The following is a 19,890-nucleotide window of genomic DNA, read 5'->3' on the forward strand; positions in this document are numbered from 1 at the left end:
CGTCCCCCGCGCCGCCTCCGCCCCCGCGCCGCCTCCGCCCGTCTCCAGGATTGTCCGGGAAAACATAACCGTGTCTGCCGATCATCCTTTCCGCGCCGCCGATACCCGGCTTCCCGACGTTTCCGTGACCGATCGCCCCGATTTTCCCCTGCCCTTGCGCTGGGTGGGCTTCGAAGGCGTGGATCTGCCGGTCGTTCTGCCCCGGCATGGCCGGCTTCCGGCGCGTGCCGGTGCCAGGGTCGATCTGCCGGCACCGGCAGTGAAGGGCATTCACATGTCCCGGCTCTACCGATTGCTTGATGGCCTGACCGACGGCCAGCCCGTCACGGCATCGCGCCTGCGCGCGGTGCTTGAGGCGATGGTCGCCAGCCATCAGGATTGCGGCACGACCGCCGCCGGGGTGGTGCTCGATATCGGCCTTCCGATACGTCGCGCCGCCCTGGTTACGGAAGGGCTGGCGGGCTGGCGATCCTATCCGGTGCAGATCCGGGCGAAGCTGCGCGACGGCGTGTTCCGCATCCGGATGCGGGTCACCGTGACCTATTCCTCCACCTGCCCCTGTTCCGCCGCCCTTGCCCGGGAACTCGTGGCCGACGGATTTGCGGCGGCTTTCGACGGTGATGCCGTCGACCCGGCGGCGGCGGCCGGCTGGCTGCGCCGGCATGCCACGCTCGCCACCCCTCATGCCCAACGCAGCGAGGCCGAAGTGGAGGTCGACGCAGACCTCGACGACCTGATGCCCGAGCGCCTGATCGACCTTGTCGAGCAGGCACTCGGAACTCCCGTTCAGGCCGCCGTGCGCCGTGCGGATGAGCAGGCCTTCGCGGCCCTGAACGGGGCCGGACAGATGTTCGTGGAGGATGCCGCCCGCCGGTTGCGGGCGATGCTGGATGATCGGTATCAGGCGCCGTCGATCCGCGTCCGGCATCTGGAGAGCCTGCATCCTCATGACGTCGTGGCGGTGGCCGATTGATGCCCGACCATCCGATGAAGCCCGGACGGAGACCCTCATGATCCGCAAGAACCCGCGTGGCGATCTGCCGCGTGTCCACCCTGATGCCTTCGTCGACCCCACGGCCATTCTCTGCGGGCTGGTGATCGTCGAGGCGGATGTCTTCATCGGCCCCTATGCGGTGATCCGTGCCGACGAGATGGATGCCGACGGCCATATCGAGCCGATCGTGATCGGGGCGCATTCCAACATCCAGGACGGGGTGGTGATCCACTCCAAATCTGGTGCCGCGGTCACAATCGGCGAGCGGACCTCCATTGCCCACCGCGCCATCGTTCACGGCCCCTGCCGGGTGGGCAATGGTGTGTTCATCGGCTTCAACAGCGTGCTGTTCAACTGCACGATCGAGGATCGCTGCGTCGTCCGCCACAATGCCGTGGTCGATGGCTGCCATCTGCCGGCGGGCTTCTACGTCACCTCCACCCAGCGCATCGGTCCTGCGACCGATCTTGCCCGGCTGCCGCGGGTCTCCGCCGATGCCAGCGAGTTCTCCGAAGACGTGGCGCGCACGAACAATGCGCTCGTCCGCGGCTACAAGACCATCCAGAACGAGTTCTGATCCCCGATGACCCAGCCCTCCATCATCGTCACCCTGCCCGACGGAGCGCGTCGCAGTTTTCCGCATCCCGTCACCGTGATGGACCTTGCAGCCGCGATCGGCCCCGGCCTCGCCCGCAATACCGTGGCCGGCATGATCGATGGCCGCCTGGTCGATGCCTCGGATCTGATCGAGCGGGATGCGGCGGTCAGGATCATCACCCCTGCCGATTCCGAAGGGGTTGAGATCATCCGCCATTCCTGCGCCCATCTGCTGGGCCAGGCGGTCAAACAGCTCCATCCGGCGGCGCGGATGGTGATCGGGCCGGTGATCGAGGACGGGTTCTATTACGACATCGCCATCGACCGGGGCTTCACGCCCGAGGATCTGGCGGCGATCGAGGCGCGCATGACGGAGCTGATCGCTCGCGAGCGCCCCGTGGTGAAGCGCATGCTGCCGCGGGACGAGGCGATCCGGATCTTTGAGGCCCGCGGCGAGGATTACAAGCTCCGGCTGATCGAGGACATGCCCGACGAGGCAGAACTCGCCCTCTATTTCCACGACGAGTATGTCGACATGTGCCGCGGACCGCATGTGCCGAACACCCGCTTCCTGAAGGCGTTCCGGCTGATGCGGATCTCGGGTGCCTATTGGCGCGGCGATGCCCGCAATCCGCAGCTTCAGCGGATCTACGGCACCGCCTGGGCGGACCGGGCGGCGCTCGATGCCCATCTGACACGCCTCGCCGAAGCCGAGGCGCGCGATCACCGCCGGCTCGGCCGGGAACTCGACCTCTATCATTTCCAGGACGAGGCGCCAGGGGCGGTGTTCTGGCATCCGCGCGGCTGGACGTTGTTTCAGGAGCTGTTGGCCTGTATGCGCCGTCGCCAGGCGGCCGCCGGCTATGTCGAGGTCAACACGCCCGATGTCATGGATCGCGGTCTCTGGGAGACGTCGGGCCACTGGCAGAACTACCGCCGGCACATGTACACCACCGAAACCGGCGACGGCCGGGCCTTCGCGCTGAAGCCGATGAACTGCCCCGGCAGCGTGCTGCTCTACCGCCATGCCCTGAAGAGCCATCGCGATCTGCCGCTGCGGATGGGCGAGTTCGGCAAGGTGCATCGCTACGAGCCGTCGGGCGCGCTGCACGGGCTGATGCGGGTGCGCCACTTCACCCAGGACGATGCCCATATCTACTGCACCCCGGCGCAGGTGGATGACGAATGCCGCACCGTCATCGCCCTGGTGCTCGACGTCTACCGCGCCTTCGGTTTCGAGGACGTCACCATCAAGCTCTCGACCCGGCCCGAGAGCCGGATGGGGGAAGATGCCGATTGGGATCTGCTGGAAGGGGCACTCGCCGACGCGCTTGAGCGTCTCGGGCTTTCGTGGCGGACCAATCCGGGGGAGGGGGCGTTCTACGGCCCCAAGCTTGAATTCGTCCTGCACGATGCGATCGGGCGCGACTGGCAGTGCGGCACGCTGCAGGTCGACATGAACCTTCCGGAACGCTTCGACATCGACTATGTCGACAGCGACGGCGCCCGGCGCCGGCCGGTCATGCTGCACCGCGCATTGTTCGGCTCGCTGGAGCGGTTCATCGGCATTCTGGTGGAGCATCATGCCGGTCGGCTGCCGACCTGGCTGGCGCCGGTGCAGGCGGTGGTGTTGCCGGTATCGGATCGCCATGCCGCCCATGCCGCCGCCGTGGCGCAGGTTCTGACCGGCGCCGGCGTGCGGGCGGAGGCCGATCTTCGCAACCAGCGTCTGGGCTGGCGGATCCGCGATCAGCGCCTGCAGCGCATCCCCTTCCTGCTGGTGGTGGGGGATGCTGAAATGGCGGCGGGGCAGGTGGCGATCACCGCCCGCGACGGCGAGGATCCGGGAACAGTGCCGTTGACCGAAGCCGTGGCGCTGCTGGCGGAACGTGGCCGGGCGCCGGATCTGGCAGCGGGTATTGTGGCGCAGGATGCGCGCCTGCGGGGGCTGATACCTGTGGCGGTGCCGGCATGACGGGGACGGCGGATCTTCTGGTGCGGGGCGGCGTGGTCATCACGCCCGGCGGCCGCGTCCGGGCCGATATCGCCTGTCGGGCCGGCCGGATCGTGGCGCTCGGCGACCTCGCCGGATCCTGGTCGGCGAAGACGGTGGTCGATGCGGCCGGGCTGCATGTGCTGCCGGGGGTGATCGACAGCCAGGTGCATTTCCGCGAACCCGGCCTCACCCACAAGGAGACGATCGCAGCCGGCACCCAGGGCGCCGTGCTGGGGGGCGTGACCACCATCTTCGAGATGCCCAACACCACGCCGCCCACCCTGACAGCGGCGGATCTGGAGGCCAAGCTTGCGATCGCGGCCCGTGATGCCTGGTGTGATCATGCCTTTTATATCGGCGGCGCCGCGGCCAATGCGGATGATCTGGCGCAGCTGGAGCGGCTGCCCGGTTGCGCCGGCGTGAAGGTCTTCATGGGCAGTTCCTTCGGCGATCTGCTGGCGGATGACGAGACGGTGCTGCGCCGGATCCTTGCCAATGGCAGGCGTCGGATGGCGGTCCATGCCGAGGACGAGGCGCGGCTTCGCGACCGCCGGGCAATCGTCGAGGCGGCGGGCGATGTGCGCCTGCACCCGGTCTGGCGCGACCCCGAGAGCGCCATGCTCGCCACCCGGCGCATCGTCCGGCTGGCGGCGGAGGCGGGGCGGCTGCTGCATGTGCTGCATGTCTCGACCGCCGGGGAGATGGCGTTCCTGGCGGGCCACAAGCAGCGGGTGAGCGTCGAAGTCACCCCCCATCATCTGACGCTTGAGGCGCCCGGCTGCTATGAGCGGCTTGGCAGCCTTGCCCAGATGAACCCGCCGGTGCGCGATGCGGCACATCGCGCGGCGCTGTGGCGTGCCGTGCGCGACGGTGTGGTCGACGTGCTCGGCAGCGACCATGCCCCCCATAGCCGGGCCGAGAAGGCCCGACCCTATCCCGCCTGCCCGAGCGGCATGACCGGGGTGCAGACCCTGCTGCCGGTGATGCTGAACCATGTCGCTGCCGGCCGGCTGAGCCTGGAGCGGCTGGTCGATCTCACCGCGGCCGGGCCGGCGCGGATCTTCGGGATTGCGGGCAAGGGTCGGATCGCGGTCGGGTCCGATGCCGATCTGGTGCTGGTCGACCTGGGCGCGCGCCGCAGGATCGCCGATGCCGACATTGCCAGCCTGGCCGGCTGGACGCCCTATGACGGGATGGAGGTGACCGGCTGGCCGATGGCGACCGTTCTGCGCGGGCAGGTGGTGATGCGCGAGGGCGAGCTGTCGGGCCTCCCGTGCGGCCGGCCGGTAGGCTTTCTGGACGTGCCCGTCAGCCCATCGGCCCCTGCCTGAGCAGGCGCACCATCTCGCGCCCGATCTCGGCCGGGGTCTTGCGTCCCGGGCGATACCAGGTCCGTGCCCAGTTGAGCATGCCGAGCAGCCCCAGCCGGAACATCGGCCGGTCGGCCCCTGCGGGCAGCGGCAGGGCATCGACGAAGGTGGCGAACATCCGCTCATAGGCGTCGCGCTGGGCGATCAGCCGTTCGGTCGCCTGGCCGAGTTTGGTGGAATATTCCGGCGTCACCACCGAGGCGAAGCCGTTATCGGCCAGCAGGGCGTCCATATGTCCCGCGGCGGCGGCCTCCAGCCGCTCCCACGGGTCGGTCAGACCCTTGACCGCCTCGCGGACCGAGTCCGTGATCTGGCGCACGCCTTCGTCGTGGACCGCGACGAACAGATCCTCTTTCGACGGAAAGTGATAATAGACCGAACCGGGCAGCATGCCGACCGCGCCGGCGATGTCGCGCATCGAGGTCGCCTCGTAGCCCTGGCTCGAAAACAGCTGGGCGGCCGCTTCCAGCAGCTTGTCCCGGCGGTTGTTCTGGCGTTGCGCCTCGCTGCCTTCGGTCTCGATCGCCATGCCCGTTTCCCGTCTCTGTCGTCAAAGCCCGGCCTCGTCCCGAAGCCGCATGAAACCCAACGCCGATTGAATTGCCGCGCTCCTGTATAGGCACCTCCGCGGAGGGCGGCAAGCCGGCGGATCGGCGCAGGCAGGCAGCTGGCCATTTAACAAACAATTGTTTGGTTAAGATTCACCTGCTAGCTTCGGAGGAATGGCACCAAACGTTCGTTCGCTCAATCCCCAATCTCACCCGAGACCAAGGCCGCGACAAGATGACCGTCGACTACGACCCCCGCGATCCGCAGATCCGCAACAACCCCTTCCCGTCGTTCCGCCGTCTGCAGGACGAGGATCCGGTGCATTGGAACCCGCATCTGCGCGCCTGGGTCATCACCCGCTATGCCGATGTTCGCAAGGTGGCCCTGAGCAGGCGGATGTCGCCCGACCGCCTGACGCCTTTCTACGACAGCCTGCCCGAGGCGCGGCGCGGCGTGGTCGGAGAGCTGATCCGCTATCTGAACCTGTGGATGGTGTTCCGCGACCCGCCCGAGCACACAAGGCTGCGGCGGCTGATGAACGAGGCCTTCACCCCCAAAGCGGTGGAGCGGCTGCGCCCCAATGTCGAGCGGATCGTCGGCCGGCTGCTCGACGATCTGCTGCCGCGGGGGGAGATGGATCTGGTGCGGGATTTCGCCTATCCCCTGCCGGCGACGGTGATCATGGACATGCTGGGCGTGCCGCATGATCAGCTGGACCGGTTCAAGGACTGGTCCGACGATCTGGCGCTGTTCCTGGGCAGTGCCCGCGACGTGCCCGACAAGTATGAGCGCGCCCGTCGCGGGGCCCTTGAGATGTCGTCCTATTTCCGCGAGGTGATCGCCGATCGCCGCCGGCGGCCGGGCGAAGACGTGTTGAGCGCCCTGATCGCCGTCGGCACGCCCGAGGAACGGCTGACCGAGGACGAACTGATCGCCGCCGCCATGCTGTTCCTGTTCGCGGGCCACGAGACCACCACCAACCTCATCTCCAACGGCATCTATTCGATGCGGATGCATGCCGATGCCTGGGCGCGGCTGGTGGCCGATCCCTCGCCTGAGCTGCTGGCGACGGCGGTGGAGGAATGCCTGCGCTATGACGGCCCCTCGGGCGGCATTGCCCGGGTGGTGCGGGTGACCCACGAGATGGAGGGGCGGGAACTGAAAGAGGGCGACCGGGTCTTCGCGATGCTCAACGCCGCCAACCGCGACCCGCGGGTTTTCGAGGCGCCGGACGACTTCGTCATCGACCGCAGCCCCAACCGCCATCTGACCTTCGGCCAGGGCATCCATTTCTGCCTGGGCGCGCCGCTCGCCCGGCTGGAAGCCGAGATCGCCTGTCGCGAGATTGCCCGGCGCATCCCCGACCTCACCCTCGGCACCACCGCCCCCGACTGGCATGACTCGTTGATCATGCGCGGCATCACCTCGCTGCCGGTGCACTTCCGGCCGGTCAAATCGGCGGCGGCCTGAGGTAAGCTGGGGGCTCAATCAAAAGCCGACCCCCAGGAGACGCCCGCCCGATGACCCGTGAAGCCGACGCCGCCGAGACCTCTGAAACGCCCGAGACGCCCCTGATCGAGATCGACCGCCCGGCGCCGGGCGTGGCACTGGTGCGCATCGATCCGGGCCCCGAGGGGCTGATGGATGCCGCCGCCGCCGATGCGCTTGCCGGTGCGGTCACGGCGCTCGATGCCGATCCGGGCGTGCGGGCCGTGGTGCTGACCGGCGCAGCGCCGGGCATGTTCGTGCGCCATTACAGCCTGATCGAACTCGGGGCAACGGCGGAGAAGGTGGCGGCCTCCGGCCGGCGGTTCAACGACCTGTCGCGGCCGGTGAAACCCGCCCCGTTCAATGCCTGTCTCGACCGGATCCAGGCGAGCCCCAAACCCTGGATCGCCGCGCTGAACGGCTGGGCGATGGGCGGCGGTTTCGAACTGGCGCTGGCCTGCGATCTGCGGGTGGCGCTCGACGGGCCCTGGAAGTTCGGCCTGCCCGAGGTGCGCGCCGGGCTGTTGCCGGGCGGCGGCGGCACCCAGCGCCTGACCCGCCTGCTGGGCGAGGCGCGGGCGCTGGATTTCGTGCTCCGCGGCCGCATCGTCTCTCCGGCCGAGGCCGATCGGCTGGGGTTGCTCTCGGCACTGGTGCCCGAGGGCGGAGACGTGACCAGTACCGCCCTTGCGCTCGCCGCGGACCTTGCCGCCCTGCCGCGGCTGGGGATCGCCCATGCCAAGCGGCTGGTCCGCACCGCCCTCGACGGCACGCTGGAACAGGGGCTTGCGGCCGAGCGCACGCTCTTCGTCGACACCCTGACCGACCCCGACACCCGCGCTCTGGTCGACCGCATGGCGAGGGATGCCGACGGACGGATCGACGAGGCGGCCCTTGCTGCCGCTCAGGCGCCGGTCAAGGCGCCCGAAGCTGGTACGGCATGATGTCGGGCGGCATAGTGGTCGCCGGCCGTCGCGGCCTGTCGTATCGCCATAGCGGAGGGATCTGATGACCGTGCGATTTTTCTGGGAAGATCCCTATCTCGACCGGCTGGACAGCAGGGTGGCGGCGGTCGACGGCGACTGGATCACCCTCGACCGGACGATCTTCTTTGCCTTCTCTGGTGGTCAGGAGAGCGATCGGGGCCGGATCGGCGGCCATGACGTGCTCGAGGCCGTGGCGGACGGGCCTGAAATCCGCTACCGCCTCGCCCCGGATCACGGCCTTGAACCGGGGGCCCCGGTCATGGCCGAGATCGATATGACCCGCCGCTACCGGCTGATGCGGCTGCACTTCGCCGCCGAGCTGGTGCTGGAACTGGCCGACCGGCACATGCCGGGGGCGGCCAAGATCGGCGCGCATATCGCCGAAGACAAGGCGCGGATCGACTTCCTCTGGCCCACCCCCGTGACGCCGCTGCTGCCGGCCTTCCTGGCCGATGTGGCCGAACTCGTCGCCGCCGACCTCCCGATCATCTCGGCCTTCTCGGATCAGGCGGCCGGCCGCCGCTATTGGGAGGTCGAGGGTGTCGCCCGGGTCCCCTGCGGCGGCACCCATCTCCGGCGCACCGGCGAAGTGGGCGCGATCACGCTCAAGCGGGTGAATGTCGGCAAGGGCAAAGAGCGGATCGAGATGCGGCTTGTGGCGCCGTGAGTGTCGCGGCAGAAGCACCGCCTTCGGGAACGGTTGGAGTGACGGCCGGAAGCCTGGTCCGCGGTGGCATCACCGTCGCCGCCACCGGCTTCCGGCGCGCGGGGGCAAAGCTCGACGCCGTGCTGACGGCTTGATCGTTGATACCGCCTACTCTGTCCAGGGTGCGTTGAGGATCAGGCTGCAGAAGTCCGTCCGGCGATAGCCGGGCTCGTTGCGGGCCAGCACGTCAGCCTTCACATTGCCGAAAGTGGTCTCGGGCTTGAGCCGGGTACCATTCGCAAAGGCGCGGATGATGCCTTCCTTGAAGCCGTGGCCGCGCGGATGGCATGCGCAGACCGCGTCCCGGTCCTCGGTAGTGAAATCGTGATAGCCGATGCCGAGCACATCCGCTTCCACGCCAGCGGTGACGAGTGCGACCACGGGGCGCTTGTGCTGAGGAATGCCGGGCGTGGTGTGGAGGGCGATTGCGTCCCAGACATCATCGATATCGCCTTCGTCGATATGGTGGCCGCGCAGGAAGTCGCGGGCGGCATTGGCTCCGTCGACCTCGAAACGTTCTGTGGCACTGGCATAGGGTGGCTGAAGGCCCATGTCGTGGAACATCGCGCCAACATAGAGCAGTTCGTGATCGACCGGCAGTTTCTTGCGGCGTCCGGTCAGCGCGCCGAACAGAAAAACCCGGTTGGAGTGGTGGTACAGCAGATCGGACTCGGTATCGCGCACCAGCTGATCGCATTGGCGGGCAAGTGCGCTGTCAGGGATACGGATTCCGGCGACGGTCCTGGTCATGGCTGCCTCTTGTTATCGAAAATGTAGTGGAGGAGAGTGGCCGGTCCGCAGCCATCTCATGCGTGCTGAGTGTTGCAGGCGTGCCGGAGCCTGGGCAACGCGACCAGTCCGCGGTTTCCGGCCGTCTGTGCGTGCTTTTCGGACGAACGGGCGGAGGCATAAGGGGAATGACAGCGCAGCGTGTAGCGATCCTGATCCACGAGGGTGTGCAACTGCTCGACGTTGCAGGCCCGGCAGACGTGTTCGCTGAGGCCAACGGCTTTATCGACGCCAAGGCAGACTACGAGATCGTGCTGGTTGCGGGACGTGCAGGCTCTGTCCGCGCCACGGCGGGCCTCCGCCTGTCAGCCGATTTGTCTGTCGATGAAGCGGGCCTCGACTACCATGCAGTTCTGGTCGCGGGCGGGCCGGACCTCCCCGAGGCTGTGCCTGATGCCGCTGTGACGCGCTGGCTGAGGCAGGTGGCAGAAGCCGCGCCACTTTACGGCTCGATCTGTACCGGCGCCTTCGTCCTGGGCCATGCCGGGTTGCTCGACGGCCGGTCGGTTACCACCCACTGGCAGAACGCGGCCCGACTTGCCCGCATGTTCCCCTCGGCTCGGGTCGAACACGACCGCATACATATACGTGATGGCCGTCTGGTGACGTCAGCGGGTGTGACCGCTGGTATCGATCTCGCTCTCGGCATGGTTGCCGAGGCGCATGGGCGTGCGGCGGCACTGGCTGTCGCCAGAAGGTTGGTGGTGGTGGCACAGCGTCTGGGCGGCCAGTCGCAGTTCAGCCCGTTCCTGACCGCTCCTGCCGACGAACGTTCGCCTGTCGCCCGGGTCCAGGCCCATGTGATGGAGCAGCCGTCAGCGCCGCATGGATCGGAGGATCTCGCGCGCATCGCGAGCATGAGTCCTCGCAATTTCACGCGGCTCTTCTTCCGGGAGACCGGTACTACGCCACGTGACTTTGTTGAGAGCGCCCGAATTGATGCCGCTCGCCGCCTGCTCGAGGCGGATGATGCGCCGCTGAAGGCAATAGCCTGGACATCCGGCTTCGGTGGCGTGGACCGGATGCGGGCTGCTTTCCTGCGCCGGCTGGGCGTGACACCGGCCGAGTACCGCGCCCGATTCCGGATGCCGGAGGTGATCAAAGCTCCAGCTTCATCCCCAGATGACTGCCGGTGAAGCCCAGCCTTTCGTAGAAGCGGTGGGCGTCCTTGCGGGTGAGGTCGGTGGTCAGCTGAACCAGGCTGCAGCCGCGATCGGCGGCAAGGCCGATGGCGTGGCGGATGAGGGTTTCGCCCAGGCCCTGGCCGCGGGCGGTGCCGGCGACGCGCACGCCCTCGATCTGGCCGCGGATGCGGCCCTTGCGCGAGAGGCCCGGAATGATGGTGAGCTGGAGCGTGCCGAGGATCTGGCCCGCCGCGTCCGCGACCAGCTGGATCTGGTTCGGATCGGCGGCCATCGCCCGGAAGGCCGAGACATAGGCGGGGTCGAGCGGCAGGCGCGGATCCTCGCGGGTCCGGCCCAGCACGTCATCGGCGAGCAGGGCGACGATTGCTGGCAGATCGGCTTCGGTGGCCGGACGGATCACGAGGGCGGGGGCGGTCATAAGGCATCTCCTCCGGGCGGGTGCCCGAGGCTGTCATGCCTGTGCGGCGTCGTCCAGCCGGCGAGAGAAAAATGCGGGACGGCCCGGGGGATAAGGGGCCGCCCCGCAAGAGAGCCGCTGCTGCCAGGGACGTGCGAGCGCGGCCGGAAAGATCATGGCGCGTGCGCCGGACCCTTGTGGTACCGGTCAGGCGTCGGCGCGGGCCAGGATGGCGACCGCGCAGGCGGCTTCGTCGAAGCCGACCACGCCGCCGCCATTCTCGGCGAGGGCGATCTTCGCATCTGCCACCTGGCGGTCGCCCGCCTCGTGGCGGAGCTGGGTGGCCAGTTCCGAGACCATCGACAGACCGGTCGCTCCCACCGGATGGCCCTTGGAGACCAGCCCGCCCGAGGTATTGACCGGCAGCCGGCCACCGAGCCGGGTCTCGCCCGCTTCGATGAAGCGGCCGCTGGTGCCGGGCTCGCAGAAGCCCAGCATCTCCAGCTGATAGAGTTCGCAGAACGAGGTGGCGTCGTGCAGTTCGACCAGATCGATGTCGGCGGGGCTGAGCCCGGCGCGGGCATAGGCCTTCTTTGCCGCCACCGAACTCAGGCCCGGCTCGTCGAGATCGCGATATTTGCCGCCCGACATGGCGAGGCCGGCGATGCGGATCGCGCGGTCGCGAATATGGGCGGGCTGACCATCGAGATAATCCTTCGAGCAGACCAGCACACCGGCGGCACCGTCGCCGATGGGGGCGCACATCGACCGGGTGAGGGGGAAGCTCACCGGCCGGTCGGCCAGCACCTCGTCGGGCGAAACCTCGAACCGGTACTGGGCCTTGGGGTTCAGGCTGCCATGCCAGTGGTTCTTCGAGGCGGCAATGGCGATCTGGTGCTGGGTCGTGCCCCATTTCGCCATGTGATAGCAGGCCTGCATGGCATAGGTGTCCATGAACACCGTCCGGTCGGGGCCGTATTCAAAGGGCTTGTTGGCGGTCTCGCCGGCCGCGGCGTAGTACTGCCGCCATTCGTCCGGGTCCATCTGGTCGATGCCGCCCTCGAAGATCTCCTTGGTGCGTTCGGCATCGCCGGGCACGAAGGTCTTCTCGACGCCCATCGCCATCGACAGCTCGACCTCGCCCGAGGCGACATCCTTGAACGCGCCCGACAGCGCCATCATCGCCGAGGCGCAGCCGCCCTCGACATTGACCATCGGCACCCGCTCGGGGAACAGGCCGTCGCGCACCAGCGGCGTGAAGCAGACCTGACCGCGGATGTTGCGCTGGCCCCAGCTGCCCATGCCGCAATTGCTGAACCAGCCGGTTTCGATCCCGGCCCCCGTTTCCAGCCCGGCATCGGCCAGGAGGCCGGTATAGGCCTCGCGGGTCAGTGCCTTGAAGCCGGTCTCGGGCTTCTTGCCGAAGGCGGTCGAGAAGGCACCGATGATATAGACGTCGCGCATGGTCGGGCAGCTCCGGCGTGGGGATCGTCTCTTGGGATGGGAACTTACCAATGGGTCATTTGGCAGGCAAGTGTCGTGATCGGCCAACTCCCCGTCGCCAGGGTCGATCGCTCCGGCTATATGCTGACAGCACGGAACAGTGGGGGACTGGCAGGAACCGATGCGGGCCTTGCTCATCGACAACCATGACAGCTTCACCGGCAATCTGGCCCGGCTGTGGTGGCAGGTCACCGGGCAGCTGCCGCTGGTGGTGCCGCATGATGCCGCGCGCTGGGCGGAGCTTGCGGCAGAGGGCTTCGAGGCCGTGCTGATTTCGCCCGGCCCCGGGCGGCCGGACACGCCGGCGGATTTCCGGCTGGGGGCCGAGGTGCTGCAAATGGCGCTCAGCCCCGGCGCCCGGCTGCCGGTGCTCGGCATCTGCCTTGGCCATCAGGGCATCGCCGCGGCGGCCGGCGGGCGGGTGGTGCGGGCGGCAGAGCCGCGCCATGGCCGGACCAGTCCCGTGCATCATCAGGGCCATCCGCTGTTCCAGGGCGTGGCCTCGCCTTTCGACGCCGTGCGCTACCATTCCCTGATCGCCGCCGAACCGCTGCCCGATGGGGTCGAGGTTCTGGCCCGCGCCGGCGATGACGGCGCGGTGATGGCGCTCGGCCATGTCTCGGCGCCGGTCTACGGCCTGCAATTCCATCCGGAATCGATCCTGACGCCCGATGGTGCGCGACTGCTGGCGAATTTCGCCGGCCTGGCCGGCCCCGGGACCGTGGCGGCGGCGGTCCCCGTGCAGCGGCTTGCAGTGCCGCCGGTAGACGATCCCTGGCCGTCCGGCCTGCTGCCCGAAGCCGGGGCAGAGGGGTGGAGGGTGCTGCGCCGGCCGCTCGCCGAGGGCGTCGATATCGAGGCGGCGGCCGACCTTGTCCGCCGGCTGAGCGGCTGGTCGGTCTGGCTGGATCCCGCCGATGGCGATCCGGCGGCGCAGCCGGTGCTGATCCCCGATCAGGGACCGCTGGCACGGCGTCTGTCCTATCGCGTCGCCGACCGCCGGATGACCGTTGCGGACGGCGGCGGGCAGCGGCTGGGGCAGGTTGCGGGCGACGCCTTCGATCTGCTGGGGGCGGCGATCGACCGGATTGGTCCGCTGGCGCCGCTTGCCGACGGCGCCGGCGGGCGGCTGCCCGGTCCCGGCTTTTACGGCTATCTGGGCTACGAACTGGCGGAGCTGTCCACCGGCGTGGCCCACCACCCCTCCGGCCGGGATGATCTGCGCCTGATCCTGGCCGACCGGCTGCTGATGGCCCGGGCCGGCGCCGATGGCCGTTATGCGATCGAGGCGGTGATGCTGGTGCCGGCAGGCGATGCCGGGGCATCCGCTCAGGCCGATGCCTGGGCGGAGGCCTGGGCCGACCGTCTGGCATCGGCCGGCCCTCTGCCGCCGCCCGACATGACCCCCGTCGCCCTGCCGGTGGCGGCAGCCCATGATCGCGTCGCCTATCGCCGCCGCATCCGCGCTGCCCAGCGGTTGATCCGCATGGGCCAGTCCTTCGAAATCTGTCTGACCACCCGCTTCCGGGTGCGCGGGGCGATCGATCCCTGGCAGAGCTATCGCCGGCTGCGCCGCGCGGCACGGGCACCGCTGATGGCCTGGCTGGGCTTCGGCGACATGGCGGTGCTGTCGGGCTCGCCCGAGCTTTTCCTCGATCTGGATCCGGTGGCGGGCATCGCGACCGCCCGGCCGATCAAGGGCACCGTCCGGCGGGCCGCCGATCCCGTCGAGGATGCGAAACTTGCCGCGGGACTGGCGGCGAGCGAGAAGGAACGGGCCGAAAACCTGATGATCGTCGATCTGATGCGCAACGATCTGGGCCGGGTTGCGCGCCCCGACGGGGTGGCGGTGCCGGTGCTGTTCGGGATCGAGAGCTTCGCCACCGTCCATCAGCTGGTGAGCACCGTCACCGCCCGGCTGGCATCCGCGCCGCCGGGGCGCCGGGCGGGGGAGCTGCTGCGGGCCTGCTTCCCGGGCGGGTCCATGACCGGTGCGCCGAAACGTCGCACGCTCGAGATCATCCACCGGCTGGAGGGCGAGGCGCGCGGGGTCTATTCGGGCGCCATCGGCCGCATCGGCCTCGACGGTTCGATGCGCCTCTCCATGGTCATCCGCACGGCCGTGGTCGATGGCGACGGTGCGACCGTGGGGGCGGGCGGTGCCATCACCCATCTGTCGGACCCCGAGGCCGAGATCGATGAAGTGGCGCTCAAGGCCTCGGCACCGCTGGCGGCACTTTTTCCCGAAGGTTTTGCGAAGGCTTGATCCGGATCAAGGTTCGGATGCATCCAGGGTTTAGAGTGATGGCCATCGGACGGGATGCCAGCCCCGCCCGGTGCCGCACCGGCGGTCGCCGGTGGAGCTTTCGCGCAGTCCCCCCAGGAGGTCCGGTCAATGTCCTACAAGAGCCTGCTCGTCCATGTCGATGATCGTCCGTCGACCGAAGCCCGTCTCGACGTCGCGCGCATGCTGCAGGAGCGGTTCGACGCGCATCTCACCGCCGTCTACCTCTCGGTCGACGTGGTGATGCCCGGCTACATGATGGAGCATGTCCCCTCCAGCGTGCTGGAAGCTGCGGCGGAAGAGCGCAAGAAGCAGGCGAAGCAGCGCCTGGCCGAAATCGACACGATGCTGCAGCGGCGGCACATGACCGTCGAGATGCGCTCCGAGAGCGTGATCGCCACCGATTACATCGACCGCGTCGCCCTGCATGCCCGTTATGCCGATCTGACCATCCTGGGCCAGCCCGAGCCCGGCACCGACGATGCTGGCGATCTGCTGATCGAGGAGACCATGTTCGGTGCCGGCCGGCCGGTGCTGGTCGTCCCCTATATCGGCCTGCCCAAGGGCGGCAAAGTCGGCAGCAAGGTGCTCGCCGCCTATGACGGCGGCCGCGAGGCCACCCGCGCCCTGGTCGATGCCCTGCCGATGCTGAAGACCGCGGATACCGTGAAGCTGCTGGTGATCAATCCCAAGCCCGGCCGCCATGGCGAGGCCCCCGGCCACGACATGGCCCGCTATCTGGCCCGCCACGGTGTCAAGGTCGAGGTGGCGGTCGAGAAGATGTCGACCAGCGATGTCGGCATCGGCGATGCGGTGCTGAACCATGTCGCCGAGAACGATATCGATCTGCTGGTGATGGGCGCCTATGGCCACAGCCGCCTGCGCGAGCTGGTGCTGGGCGGCGTCACCCGCCACATCATGGGCCATATGACCGTGCCGGTGCTGATGTCGCACTGATCGCCGACCGCCCATACCGATCAGGTCCTGAGCCATTGAGGTTCCGGGCCCATGACGGCCCGCCGGGGATGCCCCCCTTGGCGGGCCGTCGGTCGTTTCGGCTGAAGATCAGGCGCCGGTATCGAGTAGCAGGGCGCCGGTGCCGAGACCGGATTCAAGCCTGTCATGCGCGTCCGCGATGCGGTCGAGCGGGAAACGACCGCCGACGGGCACCACGAGCCCGTCGGCCATGCGCGCGATCACGGCGGTGCCGGCGCTCCGATAGGCGTCGCTGTCCGAGATGAAACCGATCACGCTCGGCCGGGCGAGGGCAATGGATCGCGCCGGGCCCAGATCGTAGACGGAGACCGGCGGGATCCGCCCCGCCGCCTCGCCCAGGCTCGCGACCATACCGAAACGGCGGGCCATGCCGAAGCTCCGGGCCAGCATGTCGCCGCCGATGCCGTCGATCACCAGATGGGCGCCACCACCGGTTGCCGCCTGCACCGCAGCCACCGGGTCTTCCGCCCTGCGGTCGATCACCAGATCGGCGCCGGCCGCGCGGGCGAGCGCCGCCTTTTCGGCCCCGCCGGCGATGCCGATCATCCGCAGCCCCAACCGCCGGCCATGGGCGATCGCCATGCGGCCGATCCCGCCGGCGGCGGCGTGCACCACCACGGTCTCGCCCGACTGCATCGGCCGCACCCGCGTGAACAGCATCTCGACCGTCAGCGCCCGCAGCAGAGAGGCGGCGGCCATGTCGTCACCGACGGCATCCGGCAGCTTCAGGGCCCGCCAGGCCGGCAGCAGGTGATGGGTGGCATAGCCGCCATAAGGGGCGCCGGCCCAGGCGATCCGGTCGCCCGGCGTCAGCCCCGTGACATCTGCGCCCACCGCCTCGACCACGCCGGCGGCCTCGGCGCCGATCACCGTCGGCAGGGCCGGCAGCGGATAGAGCCCGCGGCGGTGGTAGATGTCGAGGAAGTTCAGCCCGGCCACCGTCTGGCGGATCAGGATCTCGCCCGGCCCCGGGGCCGGCACCGGCAGCTCCTCGACACGGAAACCTTCGGTGCCCCCGGCCGCATGAAGGCGGACGGCGCGGGTGGTGGCGACAGCGGACATGGAACGGATCTCCTTCAGTCCCGGCCGCGGCGGGGTGCTGCGGCCCTGAGGCTGAGGATAGATCTGTGGACATCCACCCAAACAGCTGGCAGCTTTGCGTAATCTCTGTGGAATTATCCACAGATCCGGGCGTGAGCGGGCGATGAACTGGGACGATCTGCGCTATTTCCTGGCGCTTCAGCGCAGCGGGTCGCTGTTGGGGGCGGCGCGGGTGCTCAAGGTCGACCACACCACGGTTGCCCGGCGGGTGGACGCGCTGGAAACCGCGCTCGGCCTCAGGCTCTTCGACCGGCTGCCGCGCGGCTGGGTGCCAACGGCCGACGGTGAGCGTCTGCTGCCGGCCGCCGAACGGGTGGAAGAGGGGGTGATCGCTCTCGGCCGTGCCGGTGCGGCGGCGGGCGGGCTTGCCGGCACGGTGCGGGTGGCGGTACCACCGGTCTTCGGCGCGCATTTCCTGGCGCCGCGGCTGGCGCCCTTGGCCCTTGCCCACCCTGAGCTTGAACTGGAACTGGCCGGCGATATCGGCGCGGTCAGCCTGCTGCGCCGGGATGCGGATTTGGCGGTCCGGCTGGAGCGCGCCGGCGACGGCGAGCTGATCAGCCGGCATCTGGGCCGGATGGGCTTCGCTCTCTACGGCACGCCCGAACATGCCGCCCGTCCGCCGGCGCGCTGGGAATTCGCCGGCTATGACGACCGTCTGGCCGGGGTGGCGCAGCAGCGCTGGCTGATCCGCCAGGCGGCCGGCCGGCCGGTCCGGCTGCGGGCCAATGATCTGGCGGCGCTGGCCGAATATGCGGCGACCGGCCTGGCGCTCGCCGCCCTGCCGCATTTCCTTGCCGATCCCGATCCCCGGCTGGTCAGGGTGGTGGAAGACACCGAAGGCGAGGCCGGCCGCGACATCTGGCTGCTTGTCCATGCCGATCTGCGCCGCTCCCCCCGGGTTCGGGCGGTCATGGATGCGGTGATCGGCGCCTGTGCCCGCGACCGGGCGCTGCTCGACGGCTCCGGCGTGGTAAAGCCCACGGGGGCGTCCGCCACCCCCTGATCTGCCGGCGATGGCGACCCGATATGCCCTGTCTCAGACCATCGATGGGGGAGGGGGAAGGTCATGGCCGATATCCGGGATCGACAGCCGTCGCGGCGGCGCCTGCTGCATCTCTCGGCCGGTGCGGCCGTGCTGCTGCCCTTTGCGGGCCTCGTCCGGCCGGGCATGACGCGTGCCGCGACGCCGGCCTGCGGGGCAGGGGATCCCACGCCCCGGCAGACCGCCGGCCCCTATTTCAGCCCGGGATCACCGCAGAAGGCGGATTTCACGGCCGATGCGTCTGATGGCGAGGTGATGCAGGTCAGCGGGCGGGTGCTCGATACCGACTGCCGGCCGGTTGCGGGCGCGCTGCTCGACATCTGGCATGCCGATCCGACAGGTGCCTACGACAATCAGGGCTTCCGCATGCGCGGCCACCACTTCGCCGACGATGCCGGGCGCTACCGCCTGACGACGCTTAAGCCCGGTCTCTATCCCGGCCGCACCCGCCATATCCACATCCGGGTTCAGGCTCCGGGCGGGCCGGTGCTGACCACTCAGATCTATTTCGCGGACGAGCCCGGCAATGATCGCGACCGGATCTTCCGGCCCGACCTGGTGATGGCCCAGGGGGCCGATGGCGGTTACGGCTTCGATGTCGTGGTGGCGAAATAGCGGGCGGGCGAGGTGCCGAAGCACCGTCGGAACATGGCGATGAAATTGCTCGGCCCCGCATAGCCCAGCGCATCCGAGACGATCGCCACGGGCTCGCCGGCCGCGAGCATCTCCAGCGCCCGCACCAGCCGCGCCTGCCGGCGCCATTCTCCGAAGGTCATGCCGGTCTGGGTGATGAAGGCCCGGCGGGCCGTGCGGGGCGACAGCCCCACCTGGCTCGCCCAGTCTTCCAGGGTTCTGTCATCGGCTGGATCGGCCGCAAGCGCGGTCGCGATCCGGGCCAGCCGCCGCTCGGTCGGCATGGGCAGGTGGAGCGGTTCGGCCGGGGCGGCTGCGATCTCGTCGAGCAGCACGGCGGTCAGCCGTTCCTGGCGGGCATCCAGCCGGTCGGCCTGCCACCAGCCTGCGGCACGGCGCACCAGCGCCCGCATCACCTCGCTCACCGCCAGAACCTGCGGTCCGGCCGGCAGCCCGGCGCAGGCTTCGGGTGCCACCAGCACGCTCCAGCCCGAGGTGACGCCGGTCATCGCTCCCCAATGAGGTATGCCGGGCGGCATCCATCCCGCCCGGTGAGGCGGCAGCAGCCATGAACCATGGGGCGTGCGGCTGTGCATCAGCCCGGTCTCGATGCAGATCAGCTGGCCGCGGCGGTGGGCATGCCAGTCCACTTCATGGCTGCCGAGCGGGAAATCGTTCTGAAGTCCGATACCGCTCGCGAACGCGATGACCGGCGGGCCGTCGGGGCGGTCGAACGGATCCATGCGCAGCGCATCTCCCCTGCGATCTGGCAGCTTCTCAACATTTATTGTCCGGATGCGGTTACCGCTGCAAGCGCCCGGGCGTCTAGCGTGATCGTCAGGGCGCATCCGTGCCCCGATCCGTCAGAGGAGACCCTTCCGTCATGTCCGCTATCCCCGGCGCCGATCTCCGGTTCATCGTTCACGACCTGTCCGCCTTCCCGCTGGTCCGCGCCCGGCCCGATGCCGTGCAGCCCGGCTATGCCGTCGCCTGGGAAGAAGAGATGCAGGCCCTGCTCGACCGCGGCACGCCTTTCGTCGTGATCTTCTCAGGCCCGCAGCCGGAAGAGACGCACGAGGACCGCAGGCGCCGGGCGCTCTGGCTCAAGCGCAGCCGCGAGGTGCTGGGCCTGATCTGCAAGGGCATGATCGTCGTCGAGGAGAGCCGCAGCCGGCGGCTGGTGATGGAGGCTCAGGCGCTGATGGCCGAGAAGGCCTTCGGTGTTCCGGCCCGGGTGGTGGCGTCGGAAGCCGGGGTCGAAGAGGCGGCGCGCGATCTTCTCGCCCGCGGTTGACGCGGGCGGTCGTCTTG

The 19,890-nt window shown here is 69.0% G+C and carries 19 protein-coding genes; 13 read left to right on the plus strand and 6 right to left on the minus strand.

Annotated features, from left to right (window positions below; translation table 11 throughout):
- The first annotated feature begins 70 nt into the window (after positions 1-70).
- The 4 genes from folE2 to TMO_RS02705 are packed head-to-tail and all read left to right on the plus strand — an operon-like array spanning position 71 to position 4,918.
- Positions 71-973 carry a GTP cyclohydrolase FolE2 gene (gene folE2 / locus TMO_RS02690; RefSeq protein ID WP_014744045.1) on the plus strand — a complete coding sequence of 301 codons (903 nt, stop codon included), beginning with the start codon at positions 71-73 and terminating at the stop codon, positions 971-973.
- A gap of 37 nt (positions 974-1,010) precedes the next feature.
- Positions 1,011-1,571 (plus strand): carbonate dehydratase, encoded by a 561-nt coding sequence (locus TMO_RS02695; RefSeq protein WP_014744046.1) that lies wholly within the window; start codon positions 1,011-1,013, stop codon positions 1,569-1,571.
- Between the two features lie 6 nt (positions 1,572-1,577).
- Positions 1,578-3,566: a threonine--tRNA ligase gene (gene thrS / locus TMO_RS02700; protein WP_014744047.1), complete on the plus strand. Its 1,989-nt coding sequence runs from the start codon at positions 1,578-1,580 to the stop codon at positions 3,564-3,566.
- Positions 3,563-4,918: a dihydroorotase gene (locus tag TMO_RS02705; RefSeq protein ID WP_014744048.1), complete on the plus strand. Its 1,356-nt coding sequence runs from the start codon at positions 3,563-3,565 to the stop codon at positions 4,916-4,918. Before thrS ends, TMO_RS02705 begins: the two co-directional genes overlap by 4 nt.
- On the opposite strand, the gene TMO_RS02710 is transcribed toward TMO_RS02705, so the two are convergent.
- Entirely contained in the window at positions 4,896-5,486 is a 591-nt protein-coding gene (locus TMO_RS02710) for a TetR/AcrR family transcriptional regulator (RefSeq protein ID WP_014744049.1), read from the minus strand. The genes TMO_RS02705 and TMO_RS02710 overlap by 23 nt on opposite strands.
- A 254-nt stretch (positions 5,487-5,740) precedes the next feature.
- Between TMO_RS02710 and TMO_RS02715 the strand changes: the two genes are divergently transcribed.
- The 3 genes from TMO_RS02715 (at position 5,741) to TMO_RS02725 (ending at position 8,647) form a co-directional block, all read left to right on the plus strand.
- On the plus strand, positions 5,741-6,976 hold the full coding sequence (locus TMO_RS02715; protein ID WP_014744050.1) for a cytochrome P450: 1,236 nt from the start codon (positions 5,741-5,743) through the stop codon (positions 6,974-6,976).
- Positions 6,977-7,026: 50 nt separating this feature from the next.
- Positions 7,027-7,938 carry an enoyl-CoA hydratase/isomerase family protein gene (locus TMO_RS02720; RefSeq protein ID WP_014744051.1) on the plus strand — a complete coding sequence of 304 codons (912 nt, stop codon included), beginning with the start codon at positions 7,027-7,029 and terminating at the stop codon, positions 7,936-7,938.
- Positions 7,939-8,002: 64 nt separating this feature from the next.
- Positions 8,003-8,647, plus strand: a complete 645-nt coding sequence (locus tag TMO_RS02725) for an alanyl-tRNA editing protein (RefSeq protein WP_014744052.1) — start codon at positions 8,003-8,005, stop codon at positions 8,645-8,647.
- A gap of 147 nt (positions 8,648-8,794) precedes the next feature.
- Here the strand turns inward: TMO_RS02725 and TMO_RS02730 are convergent, their stop codons facing one another.
- Positions 8,795-9,436: an HD domain-containing protein gene (locus tag TMO_RS02730; protein ID WP_014744054.1), complete on the minus strand. Its 642-nt coding sequence runs from the start codon at positions 9,434-9,436 to the stop codon at positions 8,795-8,797.
- A 167-nt stretch (positions 9,437-9,603) separates the two neighbouring features.
- Here TMO_RS02730 and TMO_RS02735 point away from each other — a divergent pair, with 167 nt between their 5' ends.
- Positions 9,604-10,611, plus strand: coding sequence for a GlxA family transcriptional regulator (locus TMO_RS02735; protein ID WP_014744055.1), 1,008 nt, complete (start codon positions 9,604-9,606; stop codon positions 10,609-10,611).
- Here the strand turns inward: TMO_RS02735 and TMO_RS02740 are convergent.
- Together TMO_RS02740 and TMO_RS02745 are read right to left on the minus strand one after the other, a co-directional pair.
- Positions 10,574-11,038, minus strand: coding sequence for a GNAT family N-acetyltransferase (locus TMO_RS02740; protein ID WP_014744056.1), 465 nt, complete (start codon positions 11,036-11,038; stop codon positions 10,574-10,576). The genes TMO_RS02735 and TMO_RS02740 overlap by 38 nt on opposite strands.
- A 186-nt stretch (positions 11,039-11,224) precedes the next feature.
- On the minus strand, positions 11,225-12,481 hold the full coding sequence (locus tag TMO_RS02745; protein ID WP_014744057.1) for a thiolase family protein: 1,257 nt from the start codon (positions 12,479-12,481) through the stop codon (positions 11,225-11,227).
- Positions 12,482-12,650: 169 nt separating this feature from the next.
- On the opposite strand from TMO_RS02745, the gene TMO_RS02750 reads away from it, so the two are divergent.
- Positions 12,651-14,786 carry a chorismate-binding protein gene (locus TMO_RS02750; protein ID WP_014744058.1) on the plus strand — a complete coding sequence of 712 codons (2,136 nt, stop codon included), beginning with the start codon at positions 12,651-12,653 and terminating at the stop codon, positions 14,784-14,786.
- 129 nt (positions 14,787-14,915) lie between these two features.
- Positions 14,916-15,761, plus strand: a complete 846-nt coding sequence (locus tag TMO_RS02755) for a universal stress protein (RefSeq protein WP_014744059.1) — start codon at positions 14,916-14,918, stop codon at positions 15,759-15,761.
- Between the two features lie 108 nt (positions 15,762-15,869).
- Here the strand turns inward: TMO_RS02755 and TMO_RS02760 are convergent, their stop codons facing one another.
- Positions 15,870-16,862 (minus strand): quinone oxidoreductase family protein, encoded by a 993-nt coding sequence (locus TMO_RS02760; protein ID WP_014744060.1) that lies wholly within the window; start codon positions 16,860-16,862, stop codon positions 15,870-15,872.
- Positions 16,863-17,004: 142 nt separating this feature from the next.
- Here TMO_RS02760 and TMO_RS02765 point away from each other — a divergent pair, with 142 nt between their 5' ends.
- A complete protein-coding gene (locus TMO_RS02765; protein WP_014744061.1) occupies positions 17,005-17,907 on the plus strand; it encodes a LysR family transcriptional regulator in 903 nt (300 codons plus the stop codon).
- A 63-nt stretch (positions 17,908-17,970) separates the two neighbouring features.
- Positions 17,971-18,561: a dioxygenase gene (locus TMO_RS02770; RefSeq protein ID WP_014744062.1), complete on the plus strand. Its 591-nt coding sequence runs from the start codon at positions 17,971-17,973 to the stop codon at positions 18,559-18,561.
- Here the strand turns inward: TMO_RS02770 and TMO_RS02775 are convergent.
- Positions 18,531-19,322, minus strand: a complete 792-nt coding sequence (locus TMO_RS02775; protein WP_014744063.1) for an AraC family transcriptional regulator — start codon at positions 19,320-19,322, stop codon at positions 18,531-18,533. The genes TMO_RS02770 and TMO_RS02775 overlap by 31 nt on opposite strands.
- Before the next feature lie 140 nt (positions 19,323-19,462).
- Between TMO_RS02775 and TMO_RS02780 the strand changes: the two genes are divergently transcribed.
- On the plus strand, positions 19,463-19,873 hold the full coding sequence (locus TMO_RS02780) for a hypothetical protein (RefSeq protein ID WP_014744064.1): 411 nt from the start codon (positions 19,463-19,465) through the stop codon (positions 19,871-19,873).
- Positions 19,874-19,890 lie beyond the last annotated feature (17 nt).

It is taken from the genome of Tistrella mobilis KA081020-065, from assembly GCF_000264455.2.
Classification (GTDB): domain Bacteria; phylum Pseudomonadota; class Alphaproteobacteria; order Tistrellales; family Tistrellaceae; genus Tistrella; species Tistrella mobilis.